Source organism: Microcoleus sp. BM001215392 (assembly GCF_036700185.1).
Classification (GTDB): Bacteria; Cyanobacteriota; Cyanobacteriia; order Cyanobacteriales; family Microcoleaceae; genus Microcoleus.
In genome coordinates this window covers 1-20,063 of record NZ_JAUBOJ010000086.1, presented here as the reverse complement: position 1 = coordinate 20,063, position 20,063 = coordinate 1, and the positions used below count along the sequence as shown (strand labels likewise).

The following is a 20,063-nucleotide window of genomic DNA, read 5'->3' as shown; positions in this document are numbered from 1 at the left end:
GCGACAGTAGAACTGATGAGGGTCATCAGGAAAGCTGATGAGGGTGACACAGAGGGGCGAAAAAGCCGTGAAGCGTAGCTATCCCGTAGGGAATGGGCCGCTTTAATTGATGGTTTGACGATCGACTCATATTTTGCACCCGTTGCGAGAGTCTTGCACGCGGGGCCGATGAGAACCCGGCCACAATTAGTTGATTGCTGGTGGAACCCCACGTGCAGCGGTTCCGGGATTTGGTGCAAGATGCGAGATTGACACACTACGGGCAATTCCTCGCAGTTGCCGTCATGTATATATAGTGCTTTGTACGGGCAATCTCCGCCCCGGTAGCGACAATCGATCGCCGTGCGGTGCCAGTCTGAGTTAGGAAAATAATTGCAAAAAGAATATAAATGCGGGCCGGGGAATGCCAGTTAGAAGGCGATCGATCCGGTTTTAAACAGCTTGTTACTCAAGTCATATATATTATAAAAATGCTGTCAACCGTTGTGCATTTAAATTGTATATTTCGATGACCATCAAAAATCCTCTTCCTCTGTCACCCTCTCCCGTTCTCCTCCTCTGGCCCTCGAACATCACACACAATCTAGATGTACCAGAGCTTAGCAGTTGGGCGCCTAAGGCGGCTTCAATCATAACAGCGTTCGATCGACAATCCCAGCTAGTGCGCTCCGCGAGGCACGAAAGCGTTAGTTCGTAGTTATAAAACCATCCGAGCCAATCCCCTCGAAAGTTTATTGAAAATACGATATAATATCATTAATAATTATAAAATTAAACAACTATCAATACTTCCCAAAAACACCAAAAAAAAGTAAAATATATGTCAGAAAGTCATATCATATTAGATACCAAAGATTACGAGTCACTCAAAAGCGAGGTAGAAACCCTCAAAGCGCGCGTTGCCGAACTAGAGTCGGCAACTAAACCAGAAGCAGCTAGAGTTGCCAAACAAAAGGCTCTGTTTGCTGTAGTGACCAAAATTCGAGAGTCTCTAGACTTGGATATTATTTTTAAATCAACGGCTAGGGAAGTGCGTCAACTGCTGAATGCCGATCGAGTAGCAATATTTAGATTTTATCGTGATTCAGGATTTGATGACGGGGAATTTGTGTCTGAAGACGTGCTGCCAGAGTTTGATTCAGTAAAAGCTATAAAGGTACACGATCACTGCTTTGGTCAACAATATTCAATGCGATATGAGCAAGGAAGAATTCAGGCAGTCAATGATATCAATCAAGCCGGGTTGAGCGATTGCCATATTGCAGTTCTCGATCAATTTAATGTCAAAGCAAACTTGATAGTACCATTAGTCAAAGGTAAGAAACTTTGGGGATTGCTGTGCATTCACCAATGTCGCGCTCCGCGTCAGTGGCAGGAAGATGAAATTGAGTTTGTCAGTCAAATTGCGGTGCACCTAGGAATAGCAATACAGCAAGCAAAACTTTTAGATGAAGCTCAAAGGCGGTCAACAGCACTCCAGACTACTTTAGAGGATCAATTGCGAAAACGCACTGAAGAGCTGGTTAAGGAAGCAGACCGAGAACGAGCAATAACTCGGATGATTGACAAGATCCGCCAAACCTTAGATATGGAAACAATTTTCCAGACAGCAGCGACAGAAGTCCGCAAACTTTTGAATGTCGATCGCATTGCCATTTATCAATTCCGTGAAGACTATTTTGGGGACTTTATCTTTGAATCTGAATCCGGGAACTGGCCGAAATTGGTAGGCAGCGGCTGGGAAGACCCCTACTTAAACGAACACCAAGGAGGTCGATTCCGGTGCGCGGAAACTTTTATCGCTGACGATATCTACAAGGCCGGTCAGAGCGATTGTCATATAGAAGCTTTAGAATATTTTGGCGTCAAATCCTGTGCAGTTGTTTCTATTTTTAAAGGAGAGAAACTATGGGGATTGCTCAGCGCATTTCAACACAGAGGTGCGCGACACTGGGAAGAAACCGAAGTCAAGTTACTGAATCAAATTGGCACTCATTTGGGAGTAGCTTTGCAGCAGTCTGAGTACCTTGAACAAATACAGTTTCAAGCTAAACAGCAGGCGAAAGCAGCAGAACAGGAGCGCACATTAACTAGAGTAATTGAACGGATTCGCCAGACGCTAAATATTGACAAAATATTTAGCGCTACGACTCAAGAAGTGCGGCAAATACTCAACTGCGATCGAGTAGGAGTTTACCGTTTTTTTCCCAACTGGAGCGGGGAATTTGTCTCGGAGTCGGTAGCACAAGGTTGGATACCTTTAGTCACTGACAAAGTTAAAACTGTGTGGCAAGATGACTATTTGCAAAAAACTGAAGGTGGCAGGTATCGCCATCAAGAAATTTTTGTAGTTAATGACATTTATAAAATTGGTCACTCTCCCTGTCACGTGGAAATTCTCGAACAAATTCAAGCCAAAGCATATTGTGTAGCGCCTGTTTTTGTGGGGGAAAATCTCTGGGGTTTGCTAGCAGCTTACCAGAATTCCGGTTCCCGTGAGTGGGAAGCGGGAGAAGTGAGGTTGCTGGCTCAGGTTGGCAGTCAATTGGGAGTAGCTATGCACCAAGCAGAATTGCTCGATCGCACTAAAAAGCAGTCCTGGGAATTGCGGACGACTTTGGCCGACTTAAATGCGATCGTTGATAATTTGGCTGACGGGTTATTAGTCACTGATATTGAAGCTAAAATTACTAGGTTTAACCCAGCATTGCTGGCGATGTTTGAATTGAAAGATGTTGACCTGAAAGGGAAAAAAGTATCAGAAATCTTTCCGAAAAAATTAGCAAAATTGGTCGAGGCGACAGAGCACCGAGAGGGAGAAATTGTGACGCTGGAAGTGGAACTAGGAAATTCTAGGATCGGTCAAGCTTTAGCGACAACTATTCTGAAAGAAGCGGTGAAAGATGAAGCCGATCGCTCTCTGGGTTCCGTAATTTTGATTAGAGATGTGACGGTCGAACGAGAAGTTGACCGCATGAAAACAGATTTTCTGGCTACAGTTTCTCACGAATTGCGGACGCCTTTAACTTCAGTCTTGGGTTTTGCTTCGCTGATCAAAGAAAAACTAGAAGAAGTGATTGTTCCAGGAGTACCAGCAGAAGATAAAAAAATCAAAAAAGCCTTGAACAAAGTGGGAGACAATATCAATATTATTGTGTCCGAAGCTGAGCGGTTGACATCTTTGATTAATGATGTTTTGGATATTGCTAAAATGGAAGCTGGGCGAGTTGAATGGCAGTTACAGCCGACAAATCCAGTGCAAATTTTAAAACAGGCGATCGCAGCCACGTCATCTTTATTAGAAAAGAATAACTTGAAGTTGATTAAAGATTTTAGCCCGGGACTGCCGCAGGTATTAGTAGACCGAGATCGCATGGTTCAAGTCGCGATCAATTTAATCTCAAATGCAGTCAAGTTCACAGAATCTGGTTCTGTCACCTGTCAAGCAAGAGTCAAGAGTGACGAGCTGGTTATTAGCATTATCGATACTGGTATAGGCATTGCACCCGAAGACCAAAGCAAAGTTTTTGAAAGATTTAAACAAGTGGGAGATATTCTGACAGAAAAGCCGAAAGGCACTGGTTTGGGGCTGCCTATTTCCAAACAAATCGTTGAACACCACGGTGGTAAAATTTGGCTAGAAAGTGAATTGGGCCGGGGCAGCACTTTTTCCTTTAGTATACCGCTAGTCAAAAATATTGACTCAGTGGAAAAATACAACAATATCAATGATTTAATCAGGCAACTAAAACAGCAAGTCGTCACGCGAACTCCGATCGGCTTTAAAAAAAACCAGCAGATTTTAGTGGTTGACGATGAGCCTAACATCCGGGAAATGCTGAGGCAGTCACTGGAACAAGAAGGGTACAAAGTCGCGGAGGCAATTAACGGCATAGAGGCGATTTCTCAGGCGAAAGCAGTCAAACCGGATCTAATAATTTTAGATGTAATGATGCCTCACATTGATGGTTTTGATGTGGCGGCATTTCTCAAAAATGACCCGGAAACTAGGGGAATTCCGATTATCATTGTCTCCCTCATTCAAGACAGAGAAAGAAGTGGCAATTTGGGGATAGATAGATATTTTACGAAGCCTATAAATGTAGCGGTACTGTTAAAAGAGATCGCCTTGCTCCTGCGGCAAGAAATGTCAAATCAGACGGTGTTGGTTGTTGTTAGCAATGCTTCTTCTCTCAAAACTTTGTTAGATGCGTTGCTTTTTCAGGGATATAATGCGATCGAGGCATTTGATGCTCGCTCCTGCGTGGAGCGACTTAGCTCGATCGAGCCGGATTTGATTATTATTGACGAAGCGCTATCTCAAGATCAAGAATTGGTCAAATTTTTGCGGCTTACTCAGGGCTTGAAAAATGTTTCCTTAATTGTTTTGGGAGATATTGCGGACGATAACGGGCAGAAAAAACTAATTAATGAGGAATTGCTGTGAAAAAAGTTTTAATTGTCGATGACGAACCAAATATTCTGATTTTGATGGAGCAGGCTCTAGAAAAGTTGGAAGATGAGGATGATGTAGAGTTGCTGATAGCGAGAGATGGACTTGAGGCGTTAAACATAATTAAGGAAGAAAAGCCGGATTTGGTTTTTCTCGATGTGATGATGCCGAAAATGAGCGGCTTAGAGGTATGCAATACCGTTAAAAATGAACTAGGTATGCAGGAGGTTTATATTATTATGTTGACAGCTAAGGGACAAGAGTATGATAAGCAAAATGGTATGGCTGTGGGGGCAAATCTTTATATGACCAAACCTTTTCGCCCGAAAGAAGTGCTGATAAAAGCTAGAGAAGTTCTGGGTTTGATTGCAGAGATTTAAAGAGAGGCAGACAATTAATTGACGATAACATTCTTTGGTATTTGGTGGTTGATGACTCGCTCAAAAACTCATAAAATCCCCGGAATTATGTGGTGGAGATCCACCAATTTTAGAGTAAGGTTAAAGTTTCTAGATTCCATCTGTACAGTCAATTTAACATCTAAAATGGTTGGACACTTGTCTAAGCGAGCGATCCCGCGATCGCGAAGGCCTCCGTCTAAAATCTCAAATTAACTGGCTGGTTAAAAATTAATGACTGACGATGGCTGATTCAAGACTAATAGCAAACTAAATGGTTCGTATCAATCTCAAAAAATTGATTTCTAAGAAAGATTTGCGGGTGGTTCTTGAGGGGGCGCTCGGTGTTTTAAACTCTCCGATAGCTATTCGGAATGTTGAAGGAACTATTTTATTTGGCGAAGACTGTCAGAGTTCCTTTGATACGTATCCTATTATTCTAGCCGATGAAGTTATCGGTTACGTAACGGGAACTCAAAAAGCAGCATTTATTGCCGATATGCTGAGTTATGCTGCCAGCGCCGACTTGGATATCAGAACTTTGGCTGTAGATACTTTAGAGAAGTATGAAGAAGTCAATTTTTTGTACGATTTTTCTAGCAAAATAGCTACTTGTCTGGGGGTTTCAGAGGTCAGTCAATTGGTGGTGACTGAAGCTAAAAAATTGATTGAAGCTACCAATATTTCGGTGATGCTAATTAATGAAAAAGTAGGCAAATTGGAGATTATTTCGGCGCGCGGCAAAGAGTACAACCGCAAAACCAAAATCGGCCCAAATATAGGGATAGCAGGTCATATTCTTGTTTCGGGAAAAGCTGAAATAGTTAATGATGTCTTGTCCGATCCGAGATATGTTCCGGGAGACAATGAGATGCGTTCTATGATTTGTGCGCCTTTAACAACACAGAACGGTACGATCGGTGTGATCAATATTAGTTATAACGAACTTGTCAACTATACGGCACAGGATTTAAAATTATTTACGGCTTTGGCATCGCAAGCGGCGGCGGCGATCGAGAATGCGCTTTTACATGAAAGTAAATTGAAGGAAGAACGAATTAAAAATAATTTGGAAAGATACCTTTCTCCGCAGGTGGTGCGAGCAGTTATCGAAGCTAAAGGAGAAATTTCTATGAATCCGACTAAGCGCAATTTAACGGTTCTGTTTTCTGATATTAGAGATTTTACTACTAAGTGTGAAGAGCTGCCTGCTGAAAAAATAGTAATGTATCTAAATGAGTATTTTACGGAGATGGTAGAGGTAATTTTTAGTCATGAAGGTACTGTGAATAAGTTTGTGGGAGATATGATTGTGGCAATGTTTGGGGCGCCTTCGGAAGTGGCCGATCGCGAAAGGAAGGCGATCGAAACGGCGATCGATATGCAGCGCAGGATTGGGAGGATGTCGGTTCCTTGGATTACGGATAATTTTCTGACTGGTATTGGGATTAGTTCGGGGGAGGTGGTTGTTGGTAACATTGGTTCGCCGCAGCACATGGACTATACTGCAATAGGAGATGAGGTGAATATTGCATCGAGGTTGCAGTCAATGGCTGAGGGAGGACAAATTTTGGTGAGCGATAGTGTGTACAGCGTTACTAAAGATATGTTTGAGTTTAGGAAAATTGGCTCTGTGATTGTTAAAGGTAAGAAGAAAGCGATCGAAACTTTTGAGGTGATTTATCAAAGATGAAGTTCGGCAACGGGTTGTGTAACGGATGTAAGAAACAAGAATTAAGAAGCACTTTGGCATTTGGTTAGGAGTTAGGAGTTATTAATCATTAGTCAGATGGCAGAAAAAAGAGGGAAAAACATCTAGTTTTGCAGTGTTGTCTGTTTTTTTGCTAAACTAGAGGTGGCGCTCTGTCAATAAACCTTAGATGTATGCACAGGTTATTAACTGGGAAACTGCGGGTAGACTGTTTAACAATACCGATCGCAAATCTTCCAGCAAATCTATCGGGTACTAAAATTGTACAGCTTACTGATTTTCATTATGACGGGGTGCGGCTGTCGGAATGGTTGTTAGAAGAGGCGATTGTGGCGGCTAATGAAGCTGAAGCAGACTTGATTTTTTTAACGGGAGATTTTATTACCTACGATCCGGCGCCTATTTACGGCTTAGTGCAGCGATTGAAAAACTTGCAAAGTCGGGTGGGAATTTATGCGGTTTTGGGCAATCACGACCACTATTTTCCTGGGGGAAAAATAGAGGTGGCTAATGCTTTAAATAATGCAGGTATTCGGGTTTTGTACAATGAAGCGATTTATCCTTTGGGGTCTGAATTGGCTTTAGTTGGGTTGGCAGATTTTTGGTCGGGGGATTTTGCGCCTGCGCCTGTAATGGCATCAATCAATCCGGCGGTTTCTCGGATTGTGTTGTCTCACAATCCTGATACTGCTGAAATTTTGCAAAAGTGGCGGATTGATTTGCAGTTTTCTGGGCACACTCACGGCGGTCAAATTGTGATTCCTGGGATCGGGCCTTTGTATGCTTGGGTGAGAAAAATTGGCTATTTGATTCATCCAGCAATCCGCAAGTGGATTCCTTTTATGTCGGCTTGCGATCGAGTGGTTACTCACTGGGAATGGGCTAGCGGTTTGCATCGAGTAGGGAGTAATTTGCTGTACGTGAATCGCGGTTTGGGAACTTATGCGCCGGGGAGGTTATTTTGTCGGCCGGAGGTGACAGTAATTACTTTGGTTTGTCAAGATCCGTAGGGATTGGTTTAGGGTGTGAAGGAAGAATGCTTCCGAAGGAAGATGGAAGATGGAAGATGAAACCGCGAAGACGCGTTCGGCGAAGCCGTTCCCGAAGGGTAGGACACGAAGGAAGATGGAAGATCAACCCAATTCCTATTATTAACTGGCTTCTGCAAAGCGATAGCCCCTGCCGTAAACTGTGTGAATTAGGACGGATTCGCTAGGGGCTTCTATTTTGCGGCGCAGGAGACGAATTTGAGCTGCTAATACGTTGCTGCTGGGTTTTTCTGCTTCACTCCACAAGTATTGGTGGATTTGTTCGTGTGTTAGTATTTGACCGGGATGGCGCATTAGGTATTCTAATAGTTGACATTCTTTTTCTGATAGGTCAATTGTTCGATCGCCCCGATAGGCTATTTGATTGTCGTAGTCTAGCTGTAAGTCTGCGACTTGCAGGCGCCCGACGGCTACTTCGGCGTCAAAAGTAGGGGGGCGGCGCAGTAAGGCGCGGACTCTGGCTAGGAGCTCTCGCAGTTCAAATGGCTTGACTAGATAGTCGTCTGCGCCTGCATCAAGTCCCTGTACGCGATCGTCTAGGGTGTCTTTGGCGGTGAGAAATAGGACTGGTGTATTCTTTCCTTGCGATCGCAATTGTTGACAAATTGCCAATCCGGTTTGTCTCGGGAGCATCCAATCCAAAATTAGCAAATCGTAATTTCCCTGCATTGCTAAATTGCTGCCATTTGCGCCGTCAAATGCGACATCAACTGTATAACCTTCGCGGGTTAATACTCGACTCAAAGGGTCGGTCAACTCAACTTCATCATCAACTAAAAGAATCCGCATCCTGATTTTAGATTTTAGACTTTTGATTTGAGCATGAATTACACAAAGCTTGCAAACAAACAGGTTTTGTCGGGGTAAATTCCCCGTAATTGCCATCTGTGGTGAGGTTGCGATCGCGAAGAGTGTTTAGGTTTAGTCAACTGAATGTTTGCTAGATTTTAAGATGTGCAATACTTTCGGATTCGCTGTAAGCTGCTGCTAGCCATTCCTGCATTGCAGGCAGTGCCAACAGCGTATCAGCATAAGCTTGTGCTTGTGCATCTAATTTGACTTCGTAGGTGACAAAACGCATGACAACGGGGGCAAACATGGCGTCAGCAATTGTGAAATTTCCGAACAGCATATCGCCACTGGTGCCGAATTTTTGGCGGCATTCGCGCCAAATTGCCAAGATGCGATCGATCTCTGCTTCGACACCGGGGGTCATTCCTTCGCCTGGATAGCGGTTGCGACAGTCCATCGGCATATTTTCGCGGAGATTTTGAAAGCCTGCGTGCATTTCGGCGCAGATGGAACGGGCGATCGCCCTAGCTGCTATATCGGTAGGCCACAAATGATTTGCAAAGCGTTCTGCAACATATTCGCAAATTGCTAAAGATTCCCAGACTTTCAAGTCGCCGTCGATTAAAACAGGGACTTTTCCCGAAGGAGAATAGTGCCGAATTTCCGCGTGGGTTGTCTGACCGTCTAGGGGGATTCTCACTTCTGCAAATTCTAGTCCAGCTTGTTTCATCGCCAGCCAAGCACGCAGCGACCAAGACGAATAATTTTTGTTGCCGATTACTAGAGTCAATTTAGTCATATTTTTGCTTTCCCCTATGATTTATTTAGCAGACAATCGTTAATAAAGTCAGATTTAACTAAGTCTCAATACAATATATTATACACAAACACAATTATTAGCAATAGCTAAACTTGTTTTGATATTGGAACAGTTTGTGCTATTGTGGTGTAGGAAAAAGCTGTTTCCGCTCAAGCAGGGCAGATTCCGAATCCAAAACTCAGCAATTTACAATCCCAAATCAATATGATTACCGTAGCACTTCCCAAAGGTGGACTGTTAGGAGATAGCATTCGACTGTTTAAATCGGTTGGATTAGACTTTAGTGCTTTTCTCGATTCGTCTAACCGCCAACTTCAAATTTATGATACTACCGGAACGGCAAAAGCTTTGCTGGTAAGGACGCACGACGTGCCTGTTTATGTGGAATACGGTCAAGCTGATTTGGGAATTGCGGGTTATGATGTTTTGCGGGAAAAAAAGCCGAAAGTTGCTAATTTAATTGATTTAAATTTTGGCAAATGCCGGCTGTCTGTGGCGGTGAAGGAATCTAGTTCTTATCGGCGCAGTGTGGATTTGCCTCCTCACGGTAGAGTTGCTTCTAAGTTCGTACACTGTGCTAGGGAATATTTTCATAATTTGAATTTGCCGGTGGAAATTGTGCCTCTGTATGGTTCTGTGGAGTTGGGGCCGATTACGGGTATGTCCGAGGCGATTGTGGATTTGGTTTCGACTGGCAAAACTTTGCGGGAAAATGGTTTGGTGGAAATTGATGTTTTGTTTCAAAGTTCGGCTTATTTGATCGGTCATCCTTTGAGTTATCGTTTGAATGCGGGCGGGGTTAATCAGTTGATTGCGAAGTTGAGAGAGCAGGTTTTGACGGCGGTTTGATGGCAACTAAATTCGATCTATTTCATAGGTTAGTAGTAAGGACGAAGAGTCCTTATTCGTGCGAACTCAAGTTACAATTTTCTCATAGGTTCGTATAGGTTCGTAGTAAGGACTTTAGTCCTTGGTTTGATGTGCGCTAAAATTAGAATGTTCTCATAGGTTCGTAGTAAGGACGAAGAGTCCTTATTGGCGCTGAGACTGAGGACTGAAGTCCTCACTACTAACCTTTAAGAAGGACTCTTCGTCCTGACTACGAACCTTTAGGAAGGACTCTTCGTCCTGACTACGAACCTTTAGGAAGGACTCTTCGTCCTCACTATGAACCTTTAGGAAGGACTCTTCGTCCTGACTATGAACGGGTTTTATTTATATCATTTCTGAGCTGCTATTTGTAGGTATAAGACCGAGTTTTTCTTGGCAGCGGTTTATATAAAAACTGACGACTGTATCAGCGGGGTTTTGTTCGATTAGTTGCTGAAAATATCCCAAGGCGGCGACAAATCTTTCGGATTGCCATCCTTTAATTCCTTTGTCAAATAAAGCTTGGGTAAGTTGCTTGGCTTCAGAGTCGGGACTGGAGGTTGGCCAGATTTCGTAGATTTCAATAGCTTGCTGCTTGCCGCGCGGGGTTACTCGATCGATCCAGCGATAGTAATAGTTGTGGGTGGGCGAATGGCGATCGGCTGCTGTTGCGTGAAAAGTTGAAATTATACTCTCCGGTGTTTCGGCTTCCAAGTCACACTTCAATAATAGACTTTCTTTTGAGCTTGAGTTCGGATGTATGTTATTGAGAAATTCTCTAGCATGAACGATCGCATTTTCGCTAACAATTATTTGGCAACCGTATATTTTGGTTAAATTTTCTAACCGAGAAGCTGTATTTACCACATCGCCGATGACTGTAGAGTCCATCCGGCGATCGGAACCCAAGGTGCCGATCATGCCGATACCTGTGTTAATTCCCGTACCAATATTGACGGGATATTCTAAATTGTATTTGTGGCGCTCGGCATTAAATTCATGCAAACTTTCTTGCATTGCTACTGCGGCTTCGATCGCATTTATAGCGTGAGAATGCGGTTGGTCAAATACTGCCATGATAGCATCGCCGAGGTATTTGTCAATAAACCCGCCGTGGGAGGTGATGCAATCGTTCATTTTCGTAAAAAAAGCGTTCAACCATTCAAAGGTTTCGCGTGCTTCTTGAGATTCGGCGATCGCCGTAAACCCGCGAATGTCGCAAAATAAAATAGTCAGCTCTTCTTCTGTGACATTGCCTAACTGAATTGATTCTATCCCTTGGGGCGCAATTCGTTCGAGAAGCTGTTCCGGGACAAATAGGTGAAATTTTTCGGAAAGATATTCGTTAGCCTCCCAGGCGGCGGCAATTTGGCGCTTGCTTTGCTCTTTTACCTGCTGGTTGAATTGGGAAGATACAGCTTGCGATCGCATTTGGCTCAACTGCAAAATATTTTCAACTTTCGCCAGCAGCAAGCGACTGTTAAAAGGTTTGGTTAAATAATCGTCGGCCATAATTTCTAACCCTCTGAGGCGAGAGGTATCGTCATCGAGGGCCGTCAAAAAAATTACCGGTACAGTTTGCAAAGCCGTATCCTTCCGCAGGATCTCGCACACATCAAAACCGTTCAGATCCGGCATCATAATATCTAGTAAAATTAAATCCGGTCGAGATACACGGGCGAGGAAGAGCGCTTCATCGCCAGATAGCGCTGATACTGTCGTGTATCCTTTGAGTTGCAATAACTCTTCCAGTAAAATTAGATTAGCTGGCTCGTCATCAACCAACATGATGCAGGGCGACTTGTTTGACATGGAATATGATGTATATTGAATTTAGCTCGGGACTGGCGCGTGTAGATGCTCGAAACCTGGTTGATTCGTATATTTCTAGTTATTAAACTCGATATTTTTGGCAGGAACCGGGTTTCTGAGGCAAGTGCGCGCAAGTCCTATAGAAATTTATCTACTATTGAGTCTAACCTTTTCACTTATAAATTGTAATAAATGGCACTGCTGGAACTGCAAATAATTATTGTTAGTTGAGAAAAGAACGGACTGTAGCGATCGCCAAATTCAGATCCAGCGGCTTGCTCAAATAAGCCGAAGCGCCAGCTTCCAAACATCGATCGCAATCGCCAGCCATCGCCATCGCCGTCACCGCAATCATCGGTACCGACTTCCAGACAGGATTTGCTTTGACTCGGCGCATCAACTCAAAGCCATCCACATCGGGTAACTGAATGTCCATCAAGATCAAATCTGGCAGCAACTCGGGCGCAGCAGAGGCGGCATGGATGCGATCGAGCATTGCCTTACCATCCGCCAGAATCTCTACCCTGTAGCCCTCCAATTCCATCACCTCAGAAATTAACATTTGGTTAAAAGGCTGGTCTTCCACCACCAAAATCCGCTTGCTGCCAACTGGTAAGGCGATCGCAGAAGCAGCTACTAACTTAGCATCCAAAGCACAAGCAGCAAAGCTTCCCAATTCTTGACGCATCTCAGTCAAAGGCAGCCAAACGCGGAACAAACTGCCGCGATCGCAAACTGATTGAAAAGAAACAGTTCCGCCGTGCAATTCCGCCAGACGCTTAGTCAAAGCCAAACCCAAACCTGTACCTTCATGGCGCCTAGTCAGGGAAGAATCCACCTGTTGAAAAGGTCGGAATAGCAAGTGCCAGCGGTGTTCAGGAATGCCGATACCCGAGTCTTTCACCTCAAGACAAAAGTAAGGAGTGCTGGCATTTACAGGAGAACAATCGGGGCGGTAATCGCCGTTCATTTCGCTGCCGTAGGCCAGACGCCCGCTGAGTTTAACTTGTCCTCGTTCTGGGGTAAATTTGATCGCATTGGAAAGTAAATTAATTACAATTTGTCGCATTCGCCGCTCGTCTAGCCAAACTTTAGTAATGCGGTAGTCGAGTTCTAAAGACAAAGCGATCCGCTTTTTATCTGCCCGCGGCTGAATCATTTTCAGACAATCTGTAGCGAGTTCGTGAACGCGCACACACTGTAAATTGAGTTCTACTTTCCCGGCTTCAATTTTAGAAAGATCGAGAATATCGTTAATTAGCTGCAACAAGTGCTGACCGCTTTTTTCGATTAGTTCTACATAGTTGATTTGTCGATCGCTCAACTGGCCCGATGTTTGGCGCAGCAGCAAGTCTGAAAAGCCGAGAATGCTGTTGAGAGGCGTCCGCAATTCGTGGGACATCGAGGCTAAAAACTCGGATTTTAACTGAGAAGAATATTCTAATTGTTCGTTAACTTGGCGCAGGTTTTCTTGTGTCTGAGCCCGCTCGATCGCCGCCCCCAGCGTGCGACAAGCAGCCGTGAGCACTTCTTGGTGGAGGGAAGCTTGCAGTTTTTTGACGTTGCGCGACTCCAGCGTCAGCACTCCGATGATTGTACCGTCGGTAGATGCGATCGGAAAAATGCCCAATTGTCCGATTCCCGGATGTCGAAATTGCGGCACAGCATTGGAATGTTGGGCATAATCATCGACAAACAAAGGTTTACCAGTTTCCACCACTTCCCACAGCAAACCGGTGCCGTAGGGAATGCCTTTGTCGAGCAATTCTTGCATTCCAGCGGCGACTGGTTCCCCGTAACTAGCCAGAAATTGAGTAGAAACTTGGTTGGAAATCGCCGCCGCTTGCCTGTCTTTTCCCTTACCGCTAATCACTTTCACGTCTCCGAAAGCAGCATTCGTCGCTTCTACGAGATAGCTGAGAGCAAACTGACCTATTTCTTGCAAACTGTGAGAGTTTTGCAATCGTTCAGTTAAGCCTAAAAGAAATGTCAGGCGCCTGACTTCTGCGTTCAAGCTAGCTTGGGATTTTTGGTATACGGTAACGTCTCGAAAGGTAAACAGCCGCCCGCCGCTGTTAGTAATTGTGGCGCACACCTCCAAACAAACCGCATTGGATTGCTCGAAATAAAATGATAAACTTTCATCTTCAGATGTTTGCAGTGCTTGCTGAAACTGTTGCCACTGCTGAAGGGATAAATAACCGCGATCGACAATTTCGGCAAACAACAAGTCGCACTTAGGCTTGGTGGCGAGCCATTCTGGGGACAGTCCCCAAGTAAGGGCCAATTTTTTGTTAAACAAAACTAAGCTGTCAGACGAGTCGAACAGAGCGATCGCATTATCTACTTGGTTGAGTATCAGTTCTTGGTCTGCCCTGAACTGCTGCAAGTCTATCTCCATTTTGTCTGTGTCTGTAGCTCTTAGTTTTGTTGTCATAACTGTCTACGGATATGGCAAGAGTTATTTTATAAACCCTTACTTAATTTGACATATTTTTAGGTTTTTGGGCAGTGAGGGCGATCGACCGGCCTTGTGATCTGAGACACTTGCCGGCTTGGGGCGGGCGAGGGGAGCGTTTTTTATACTGCATTATCTAAAAAGTGCGATCGACTTGAGGAGTAAATTGTCCAAACGTGCGATCGACCTTTGGAGTAAATTGTCTAAACGTGCGATCGACTTGAGGAGTAAATTGTCCAAACGTGCGATCGACCTTTTGAGTAAGTTGTGTAAAAAGTGCGATCGGCGTAGCTATCCCGAGCGTGAATCGACCTTTCGACTGGCATCACACACTTAAGTAAAACTACTTGCATACAACACTTAGACTAACTTGAGCCAAGTTCGAGAGGAAATTGTATTTTTTGCGGCTGTTGAATCACCAATTTTATAGTCAACTGCATACCATGTATAACCCTCGGCAACAATCTGTTTTAAGGAATCCGTCAAGTTAACTGACACTCTTGTAAAAATTCTGTAAACTCAACTTTACCCTACCTACATATAAATACCCATATTGTGTCGATTGCCATGTTTTATTAACTTAAATTAAGCCGAACTTGCTCATTTATATGAGATTTAATTATCAATTAAAGTATTTAAGATAGTTTTTTTTTTATAACCATTGACAATCTATTTAATTACCACTTAGGGTTGTCCCATCGCTATCAATCTCTTCGTTCATTATCAGGGACATCAACGAGGAAGAATTATGAACTGGCAAGAACACTACACTGACAAACATTACTGCAACAAATATGATGGCAGACACCCCTCAAAGCTCGAATACCATCAATTTTGTAGCAGTTTTCATCAAACTCTTAGACCTAATCTGACTGGCGAGTATAAGTTAGAGTTTGTACCGCTGACGGCGAAGCAAATTGCCGAACAAGAAAGCCTACCGCAGCATTGGCGCCTACAAATATCCTACGGTTTTCCACCCAGTGGAGTTCGGATGCCGGAAGATCGGTCGAAATCTGTGTTTGATTGGCCGATGTCTAGACCAATTCAGAAGTATACTCAGCCGATGAAGGGATATTACAAGTATACTTTGATGAAGCAGCCGTCCGAGTCGAATGTCCGTGGCGGAAAACTATTTTGGCTGATGATAATTGGTGCGGCGGTGTGGTTCTGGTTGGTTCGCTGATTGTCCGCTAATTGAGAGGGCGAGACATGAAGTATTTTCTGCGGTTTTTATTGGCTTTAGTAATGGCTGCGCTCCTGGTAGTAACCTATGGAACTATACAAGCTGTTGGCAATAAAACTTTAAAAGTTGAAAAGGTAACAAACATGGCATCTAGAAAATCTAAGCGGAGCGATAACGTTAAACAAGATGGCCTCCAACTGAAAGTGGAATGGCCAGAAATTGTGGCAATATCCATCCCCGAAAACAAGCCAGGTGTCACTTCTGAATTCAGCTTTACTGTCAGCCTTACTAATAATACACCAGCCACTATTCCCTTGGCTATAGATTATGATGCTTTAATTCCAGAAATACTCGGGCCAGATGGTCAAGCACTGCACCGAAGAGAACCGATAAATAGGCAAGTTGGGAACGGAGAATATCATGGCTCGTTAGTTGGGGTCAGACAGCAGATATCCACCTCTATGGAGGGAAGACTGTCTTGGAAAAATAATTTACTTCAACTGATATTACATCGCCCCACCTACGATGAAAGCGCTATTAATCTCGATAAATCTTGGTCTTTTGATACTCTTGGGTCTGGGGAATATCAGGTTAGATTCACTTATGAAACTCCGACTGGGACAATAGTATACACAAATCCATTCACTGTTTTGAACATCAAAGAAATACTAGAGAGAAAAGAAGTGCCGCTAGAGAAAATAGAAGTAGCTGGGACAGGTCAGTTGGTAACTCCCTTAGCTAATTTTCGATTACTTCAACCTGTTGGGTTGAATAACAGTGCAGTGGAAGTAGATGGTATTCGTTTTGAAACTTTCATACCGGAGCCATTGTTAACCCTGCCAAATAAGAGTGATAGTTCATACCAATCTGTACAGATTGGTATGCGGATCACAAATAATACTCTAACCCCATTTCACTTTAGCTTTTATGGTAGTTATTACTCAGACCTGCTAACGCCAGATGGTGAGGTGAAGCGGGCAGCCTGTGGTAACGACTGGATCAGAGGGCCAGAAGAATCTGACTTTTTGTTACTCACACCCGGAAAAAGTTTGGCATTCTTTCCAGATATCAGCCTCTTCTGGACTAATCATAGCCAATTTTCGCTTAATGTCTCTAGCGGATATGGTGGCGGATGCTCTTATGAGCAACTCAAGCCAGGTATATATCACTTCCGCTTCCAGTATTACAATACGAGGGATACCATACGGAAGAAAAATCTTGCTGGGGAGTCGATTGAAACTCGGCCAATAGAAAAAGTTTGGACTGGGTGGGTGGATACTCCCTTTGTTGAATTCCATCTAGCCCAGCCTTGAATGGCGAATCACTATTTCTTTTTGTTTAATTTGCCCAATAGGTGAAAATAATGCAATTCAGAAAATATTTATTCGTATTATCAACTAGCTCCATTATGATGCTTTCTGGCCAATCCAGTAGTGCATTTACTCTCACACAGAGTCCAGGACGACTCATATCTGAGTCTAAATTGCCGAATGGAACAGGCACTACTTCTTTAATTGCACTCGATCCCGATCAGCCTATTAACTTAAGTAAGGCTAACCTCTTCGTTAGCGAGATAGAACGAGGAGGTACAAACAGCTTCTTAACAACTCTCAGAACAACTTACAACGTAGCAACAGGTTGGGATTTTAAGAAAGGAAAGAATTTAAAAGGGACTTTTAATGTCAGGCTTCAGTACCCATGTGGTATTGATACCGATTGTGGTTTGGGGACTGGATTAAACCCAACAAGTAAGAAGAATCCACTGACCAACAAGCTGGGGGGAATTGGCTCTACAATTAGTTTGAATTACGTTCCCCTAAAAGGAAGCAAAAGACAGCCTGACCCTAAGAATAGCCAAAATTTATATTGGATTCAGCGCGTTACTACTAACTACCCGCATGGAATTGGAAGTGTCGGTAATACGATAAGCTATATTGACAATATTCGTAATGGGAGGAATAATTTCACTCCCTACTATGGTTCTGGTGATTTCATACAGCCAAATGGTTTATTTGAAGATCGCCCTTATCGCCCCAGTAATATAATAAATTTAACTCAAGATTATTTCTGGACTGCGGAACTTTACCTCGCTCAATCGAATCCAAACAAGGCACAAGAAGTCACGATTTATAACGGAGTCAAATGGGGTTGGGTGTACAAATATGTTCCTGATAAAAATCCCGTTCCCGTTCCCGTTCCCGTTCCCATTCCCTTTCCAAACCCAATCAGGCTTCCCCCCTTGCCACGCCTACCCTTCTTCAGTGAACCTCGCCTTGTCCATAGTAGTGCTAGTGGCGGCGGTGGCATAGGCTACGTAGCAGCATCACCATCACCAACACCTCGACCAACCCAGTCACCAACACCTCGACCAACACCATCACCAACACCTCGACCAACCCAGTCACCAACGCCATCACCAATAGTATTAGTGTCACCTGCACCGTCACCCTCACCTTGGACTCCATCACCTTTGCCAACAACCCCACGTTGGACTCCAACACCTTTGCCAACAACCCCACGTTGGACTCCAACACCTTTGCCAACGCCTGCGCCTTGGGCTTCATCACCTTGGCCTACACCTGCACCGTGGTCAACATCAACATCATCAACATCAACATCAACATCAACATCAACATCAACATCAACATCAACATCAACATCCTCAACATCCTCAACATCATCATCATCAACTGTCGTTGTTGTCTCAACCTCAAAACCTAGCGCAGCGCCGTCACCGAACCCCAAACCCAGTTCCCTAAACCGCACTGCCAACGCCAACAGAGTTTTTGCTACCGACTATGTAGAGTCAGAGTTGCCACTTCCCGATACAAAACTCGATAATACCGCAGCAAATACTGACTCAGATTCATCCGAAAATATTGGAGACTCATCAATTAATAACGATGCCACAGATTTAGCAAATATCAGTGGAAACTTACTCGAAGACCCAGAACTATCATCAACAGACAGCAGCGAAAACCAAGTTGATTTAGCAAGCGCTAGTAGCGATTTACTTGCCGACCTAGAATTATCATCAACAAATAACAACGAAAACCAAGTTGATTTAGCAAACATCAGCAGCGACTTACTTAAAGACCCCGAACTATCATCAACAGACAGCAACGAAAACCAAGTTGATTTAGCAAACATCAGCAGCGACTTACTTGAAGACCCAGAATTATCATCAACTGACAGTAACGAAAACGAACTTGATTTAGCTGGCATCAGCGGCGACTTATTGGAAGACCCAGAACTAGCCTCAGAAGATAACAACTCCCTAGCCTCCAAAACTACAAACCCTGACGATGATGCCCTTCCAGCCGAAGCCGTTCCCGAACCCACCACCGGATTAGGCGCTCTCTTAGCACTCGGTGGATTAGGTTTACTCAAAAAGCTCAAAAACAGGAAAACCAAAGAATAATGAAAACCCTCTACACCATTCTGTATGCCCTCAGTATCATCCTCATCAACCCCTGGGGAAGTACGCGCGGCCTCATCTGGACATCGCCCAAAGTATTGATTGTTTGGCTGATAATTTCCCTCAACATCGCCATTTTATTATCGCAAAGAAAATCCCTCGCGATTCCCCAAAGCTGGAAAAATAGCTTCATACTTTGGACGATATTTCTTTCAATAGGAGCCATCTCCACCCTGCACAGTCCCTTCCCCTTAACCTCTTTTATCGGTCAAGACCAAATGGGAGATGGCTGGCTGTACTGGCTGTTAATCGCTGCCTTTACTCTCAGCAACAGCTTGCTCTTAATCGCGCGCCCGCAACTGATTAATTGCCAATTCCAAGGACTGTTAATTGGCGGCATCATTCTTGCTCTTAGTATCTTCCCCCAAATCATTGACTGGCGGATTGACTACACTGCTACAATGGGCATACTTATCCGAGAAGATGTTCTGGCTAGCAGCATTTTTCAAGGACAGCAACCCATCGGATTGTATTCCCACCGCGGCCACGCAGCTATAGTTTTAGCGTTGACGGCAATTACTGCTATTGTCGGTTGGTTTTGGAGATTTACGAATACTAAATTAACTGCAATTACTTTGATTTTAACTGTTCCCGCAATGCTGCTAACTTCTACTCGCAGTGCAATTGTAGCTTTGATTGTTGCCAGTGCTTATTTGTTGGGATGCCAATATTACAAAATTCTCATCGGCACAGCCCTGATAGGCGCCCTCGCCATCGGCATCATGACGCTTAACAGACCTCTCAACTGGCAAAAACCGAGCATCGAACAAGTCATGTCCAGCCGATCGCCCATGTGGGAACTTGCAGCCAGAGGAATCAAAAAACGCCCGTTATTTGGATGGGGCTTCGACGGCTTAGGGATTGCCTATCCATATATCAGAAATCCTCAGGTAACTCCCAGAGTCGTCAACTTGAACGAGTTTACCTACGACTATATTAACATAAAAGGTGAAATTAGCACCCGAGAAATTCCTACTTATAAAGCAATACGGTTCACTTAAGACAGATCCCCCCTAACCCCCCTTAAAAAGGGGGGGAC

16 protein-coding genes are annotated in these 20,063 nt (G+C 44.0%); 9 read left to right on the top strand and 7 right to left on the bottom strand.

Translation table 11 applies throughout. The annotated features are described in order from the left end of the window. The coding region (locus QT974_RS12225; RefSeq protein ID WP_333468750.1) for a hypothetical protein at positions 1-257 on the bottom strand (257 nt) is incomplete at its 3' end. A gap of 563 nt (positions 258-820) precedes the next feature. On the opposite strand from QT974_RS12225, the gene QT974_RS12220 reads away from it, so the two are divergent. The 4 genes from QT974_RS12220 (at position 821) to QT974_RS12205 (ending at position 7,572) form a co-directional block, all read left to right on the top strand. Continuing rightward, positions 821-4,447, top strand: a complete 3,627-nt coding sequence (locus tag QT974_RS12220; RefSeq protein WP_333468749.1) for a GAF domain-containing protein — start codon at positions 821-823, stop codon at positions 4,445-4,447. Further along, positions 4,444-4,833: a response regulator transcription factor gene (locus tag QT974_RS12215; RefSeq protein WP_333468748.1), complete on the top strand. Its 390-nt coding sequence runs from the start codon at positions 4,444-4,446 to the stop codon at positions 4,831-4,833. The genes QT974_RS12220 and QT974_RS12215 overlap by 4 nt, the downstream gene beginning before the upstream one ends. Before the next feature lie 292 nt (positions 4,834-5,125). Further along, positions 5,126-6,544: an adenylate/guanylate cyclase domain-containing protein gene (locus tag QT974_RS12210; protein ID WP_333468747.1), complete on the top strand. Its 1,419-nt coding sequence runs from the start codon at positions 5,126-5,128 to the stop codon at positions 6,542-6,544. Between the two features lie 191 nt (positions 6,545-6,735). Next, positions 6,736-7,572, top strand: coding sequence for a metallophosphoesterase (locus tag QT974_RS12205; RefSeq protein ID WP_333468746.1), 837 nt, complete (start codon positions 6,736-6,738; stop codon positions 7,570-7,572). A 141-nt stretch (positions 7,573-7,713) separates the two neighbouring features. Here QT974_RS12205 and rppA read toward each other — a convergent pair whose 3' ends face one another. Together rppA and QT974_RS12195 are read right to left on the bottom strand one after the other, a co-directional pair. Further along, on the bottom strand, positions 7,714-8,400 hold the full coding sequence (rppA, locus tag QT974_RS12200) for a two-component system response regulator RppA (RefSeq protein ID WP_333468745.1): 687 nt from the start codon (positions 8,398-8,400) through the stop codon (positions 7,714-7,716). A gap of 151 nt (positions 8,401-8,551) precedes the next feature. Next, positions 8,552-9,202 carry a glutathione S-transferase family protein gene (locus QT974_RS12195; protein WP_333468744.1) on the bottom strand — a complete coding sequence of 217 codons (651 nt, stop codon included), beginning with the start codon at positions 9,200-9,202 and terminating at the stop codon, positions 8,552-8,554. A gap of 225 nt (positions 9,203-9,427) precedes the next feature. Between QT974_RS12195 and hisG the strand changes: the two genes are divergently transcribed. Further along, positions 9,428-10,072 (top strand): ATP phosphoribosyltransferase, encoded by a 645-nt coding sequence (gene hisG, locus QT974_RS12190; RefSeq protein WP_333468743.1) that lies wholly within the window; start codon positions 9,428-9,430, stop codon positions 10,070-10,072. Between the two features lie 366 nt (positions 10,073-10,438). Here the strand turns inward: hisG and QT974_RS12185 are convergent, their stop codons facing one another. The 3 genes from QT974_RS12185 to QT974_RS12175 form a co-directional block, all read right to left on the bottom strand. Next, a complete protein-coding gene (locus QT974_RS12185; protein WP_333468742.1) occupies positions 10,439-11,905 on the bottom strand; it encodes a response regulator in 1,467 nt (488 codons plus the stop codon). A gap of 223 nt (positions 11,906-12,128) precedes the next feature. Further along, a complete protein-coding gene (locus QT974_RS12180; RefSeq protein ID WP_333468741.1) occupies positions 12,129-14,342 on the bottom strand; it encodes an ATP-binding protein in 2,214 nt (737 codons plus the stop codon). 224 nt (positions 14,343-14,566) lie between these two features. After that, complete coding sequence (locus QT974_RS12175) at positions 14,567-14,716, bottom strand: hypothetical protein (RefSeq protein WP_333468740.1); 150 nt, start codon at positions 14,714-14,716, stop codon at positions 14,567-14,569. Between the two features lie 395 nt (positions 14,717-15,111). On the opposite strand from QT974_RS12175, the gene QT974_RS12170 reads away from it, so the two are divergent. Both QT974_RS12170 and QT974_RS12165 read left to right on the top strand, forming a co-directional pair. Then, positions 15,112-15,546, top strand: a complete 435-nt coding sequence (locus QT974_RS12170) for a hypothetical protein (protein ID WP_333468739.1) — start codon at positions 15,112-15,114, stop codon at positions 15,544-15,546. Positions 15,547-15,572: 26 nt separating this feature from the next. Next, entirely contained in the window at positions 15,573-16,859 is a 1,287-nt protein-coding gene (locus tag QT974_RS12165) for a hypothetical protein (RefSeq protein WP_333468738.1), read from the top strand. Positions 16,860-17,856: 997 nt separating this feature from the next. On the opposite strand, the gene QT974_RS12160 is transcribed toward QT974_RS12165, so the two are convergent. Next, the gene (locus QT974_RS12160; protein ID WP_333468737.1) at positions 17,857-18,324 is read right to left on the bottom strand and encodes a hypothetical protein; all 468 of its coding nucleotides are present in this window, start codon (positions 18,322-18,324) and stop codon (positions 17,857-17,859) included. 34 nt (positions 18,325-18,358) lie between these two features. Here QT974_RS12160 and QT974_RS12155 point away from each other — a divergent pair, with 34 nt between their 5' ends. Together QT974_RS12155 and QT974_RS12150 are read left to right on the top strand one after the other, a co-directional pair. Then, positions 18,359-18,967, top strand: a complete 609-nt coding sequence (locus tag QT974_RS12155; RefSeq protein ID WP_333468736.1) for a PEP-CTERM sorting domain-containing protein — start codon at positions 18,359-18,361, stop codon at positions 18,965-18,967. Then, positions 18,967-20,025, top strand: coding sequence for an O-antigen ligase family protein (locus tag QT974_RS12150; RefSeq protein WP_333468735.1), 1,059 nt, complete (start codon positions 18,967-18,969; stop codon positions 20,023-20,025). Before QT974_RS12155 ends, QT974_RS12150 begins: the two co-directional genes overlap by 1 nt. The last annotated feature ends 38 nt before the right edge of the window (positions 20,026-20,063 follow it).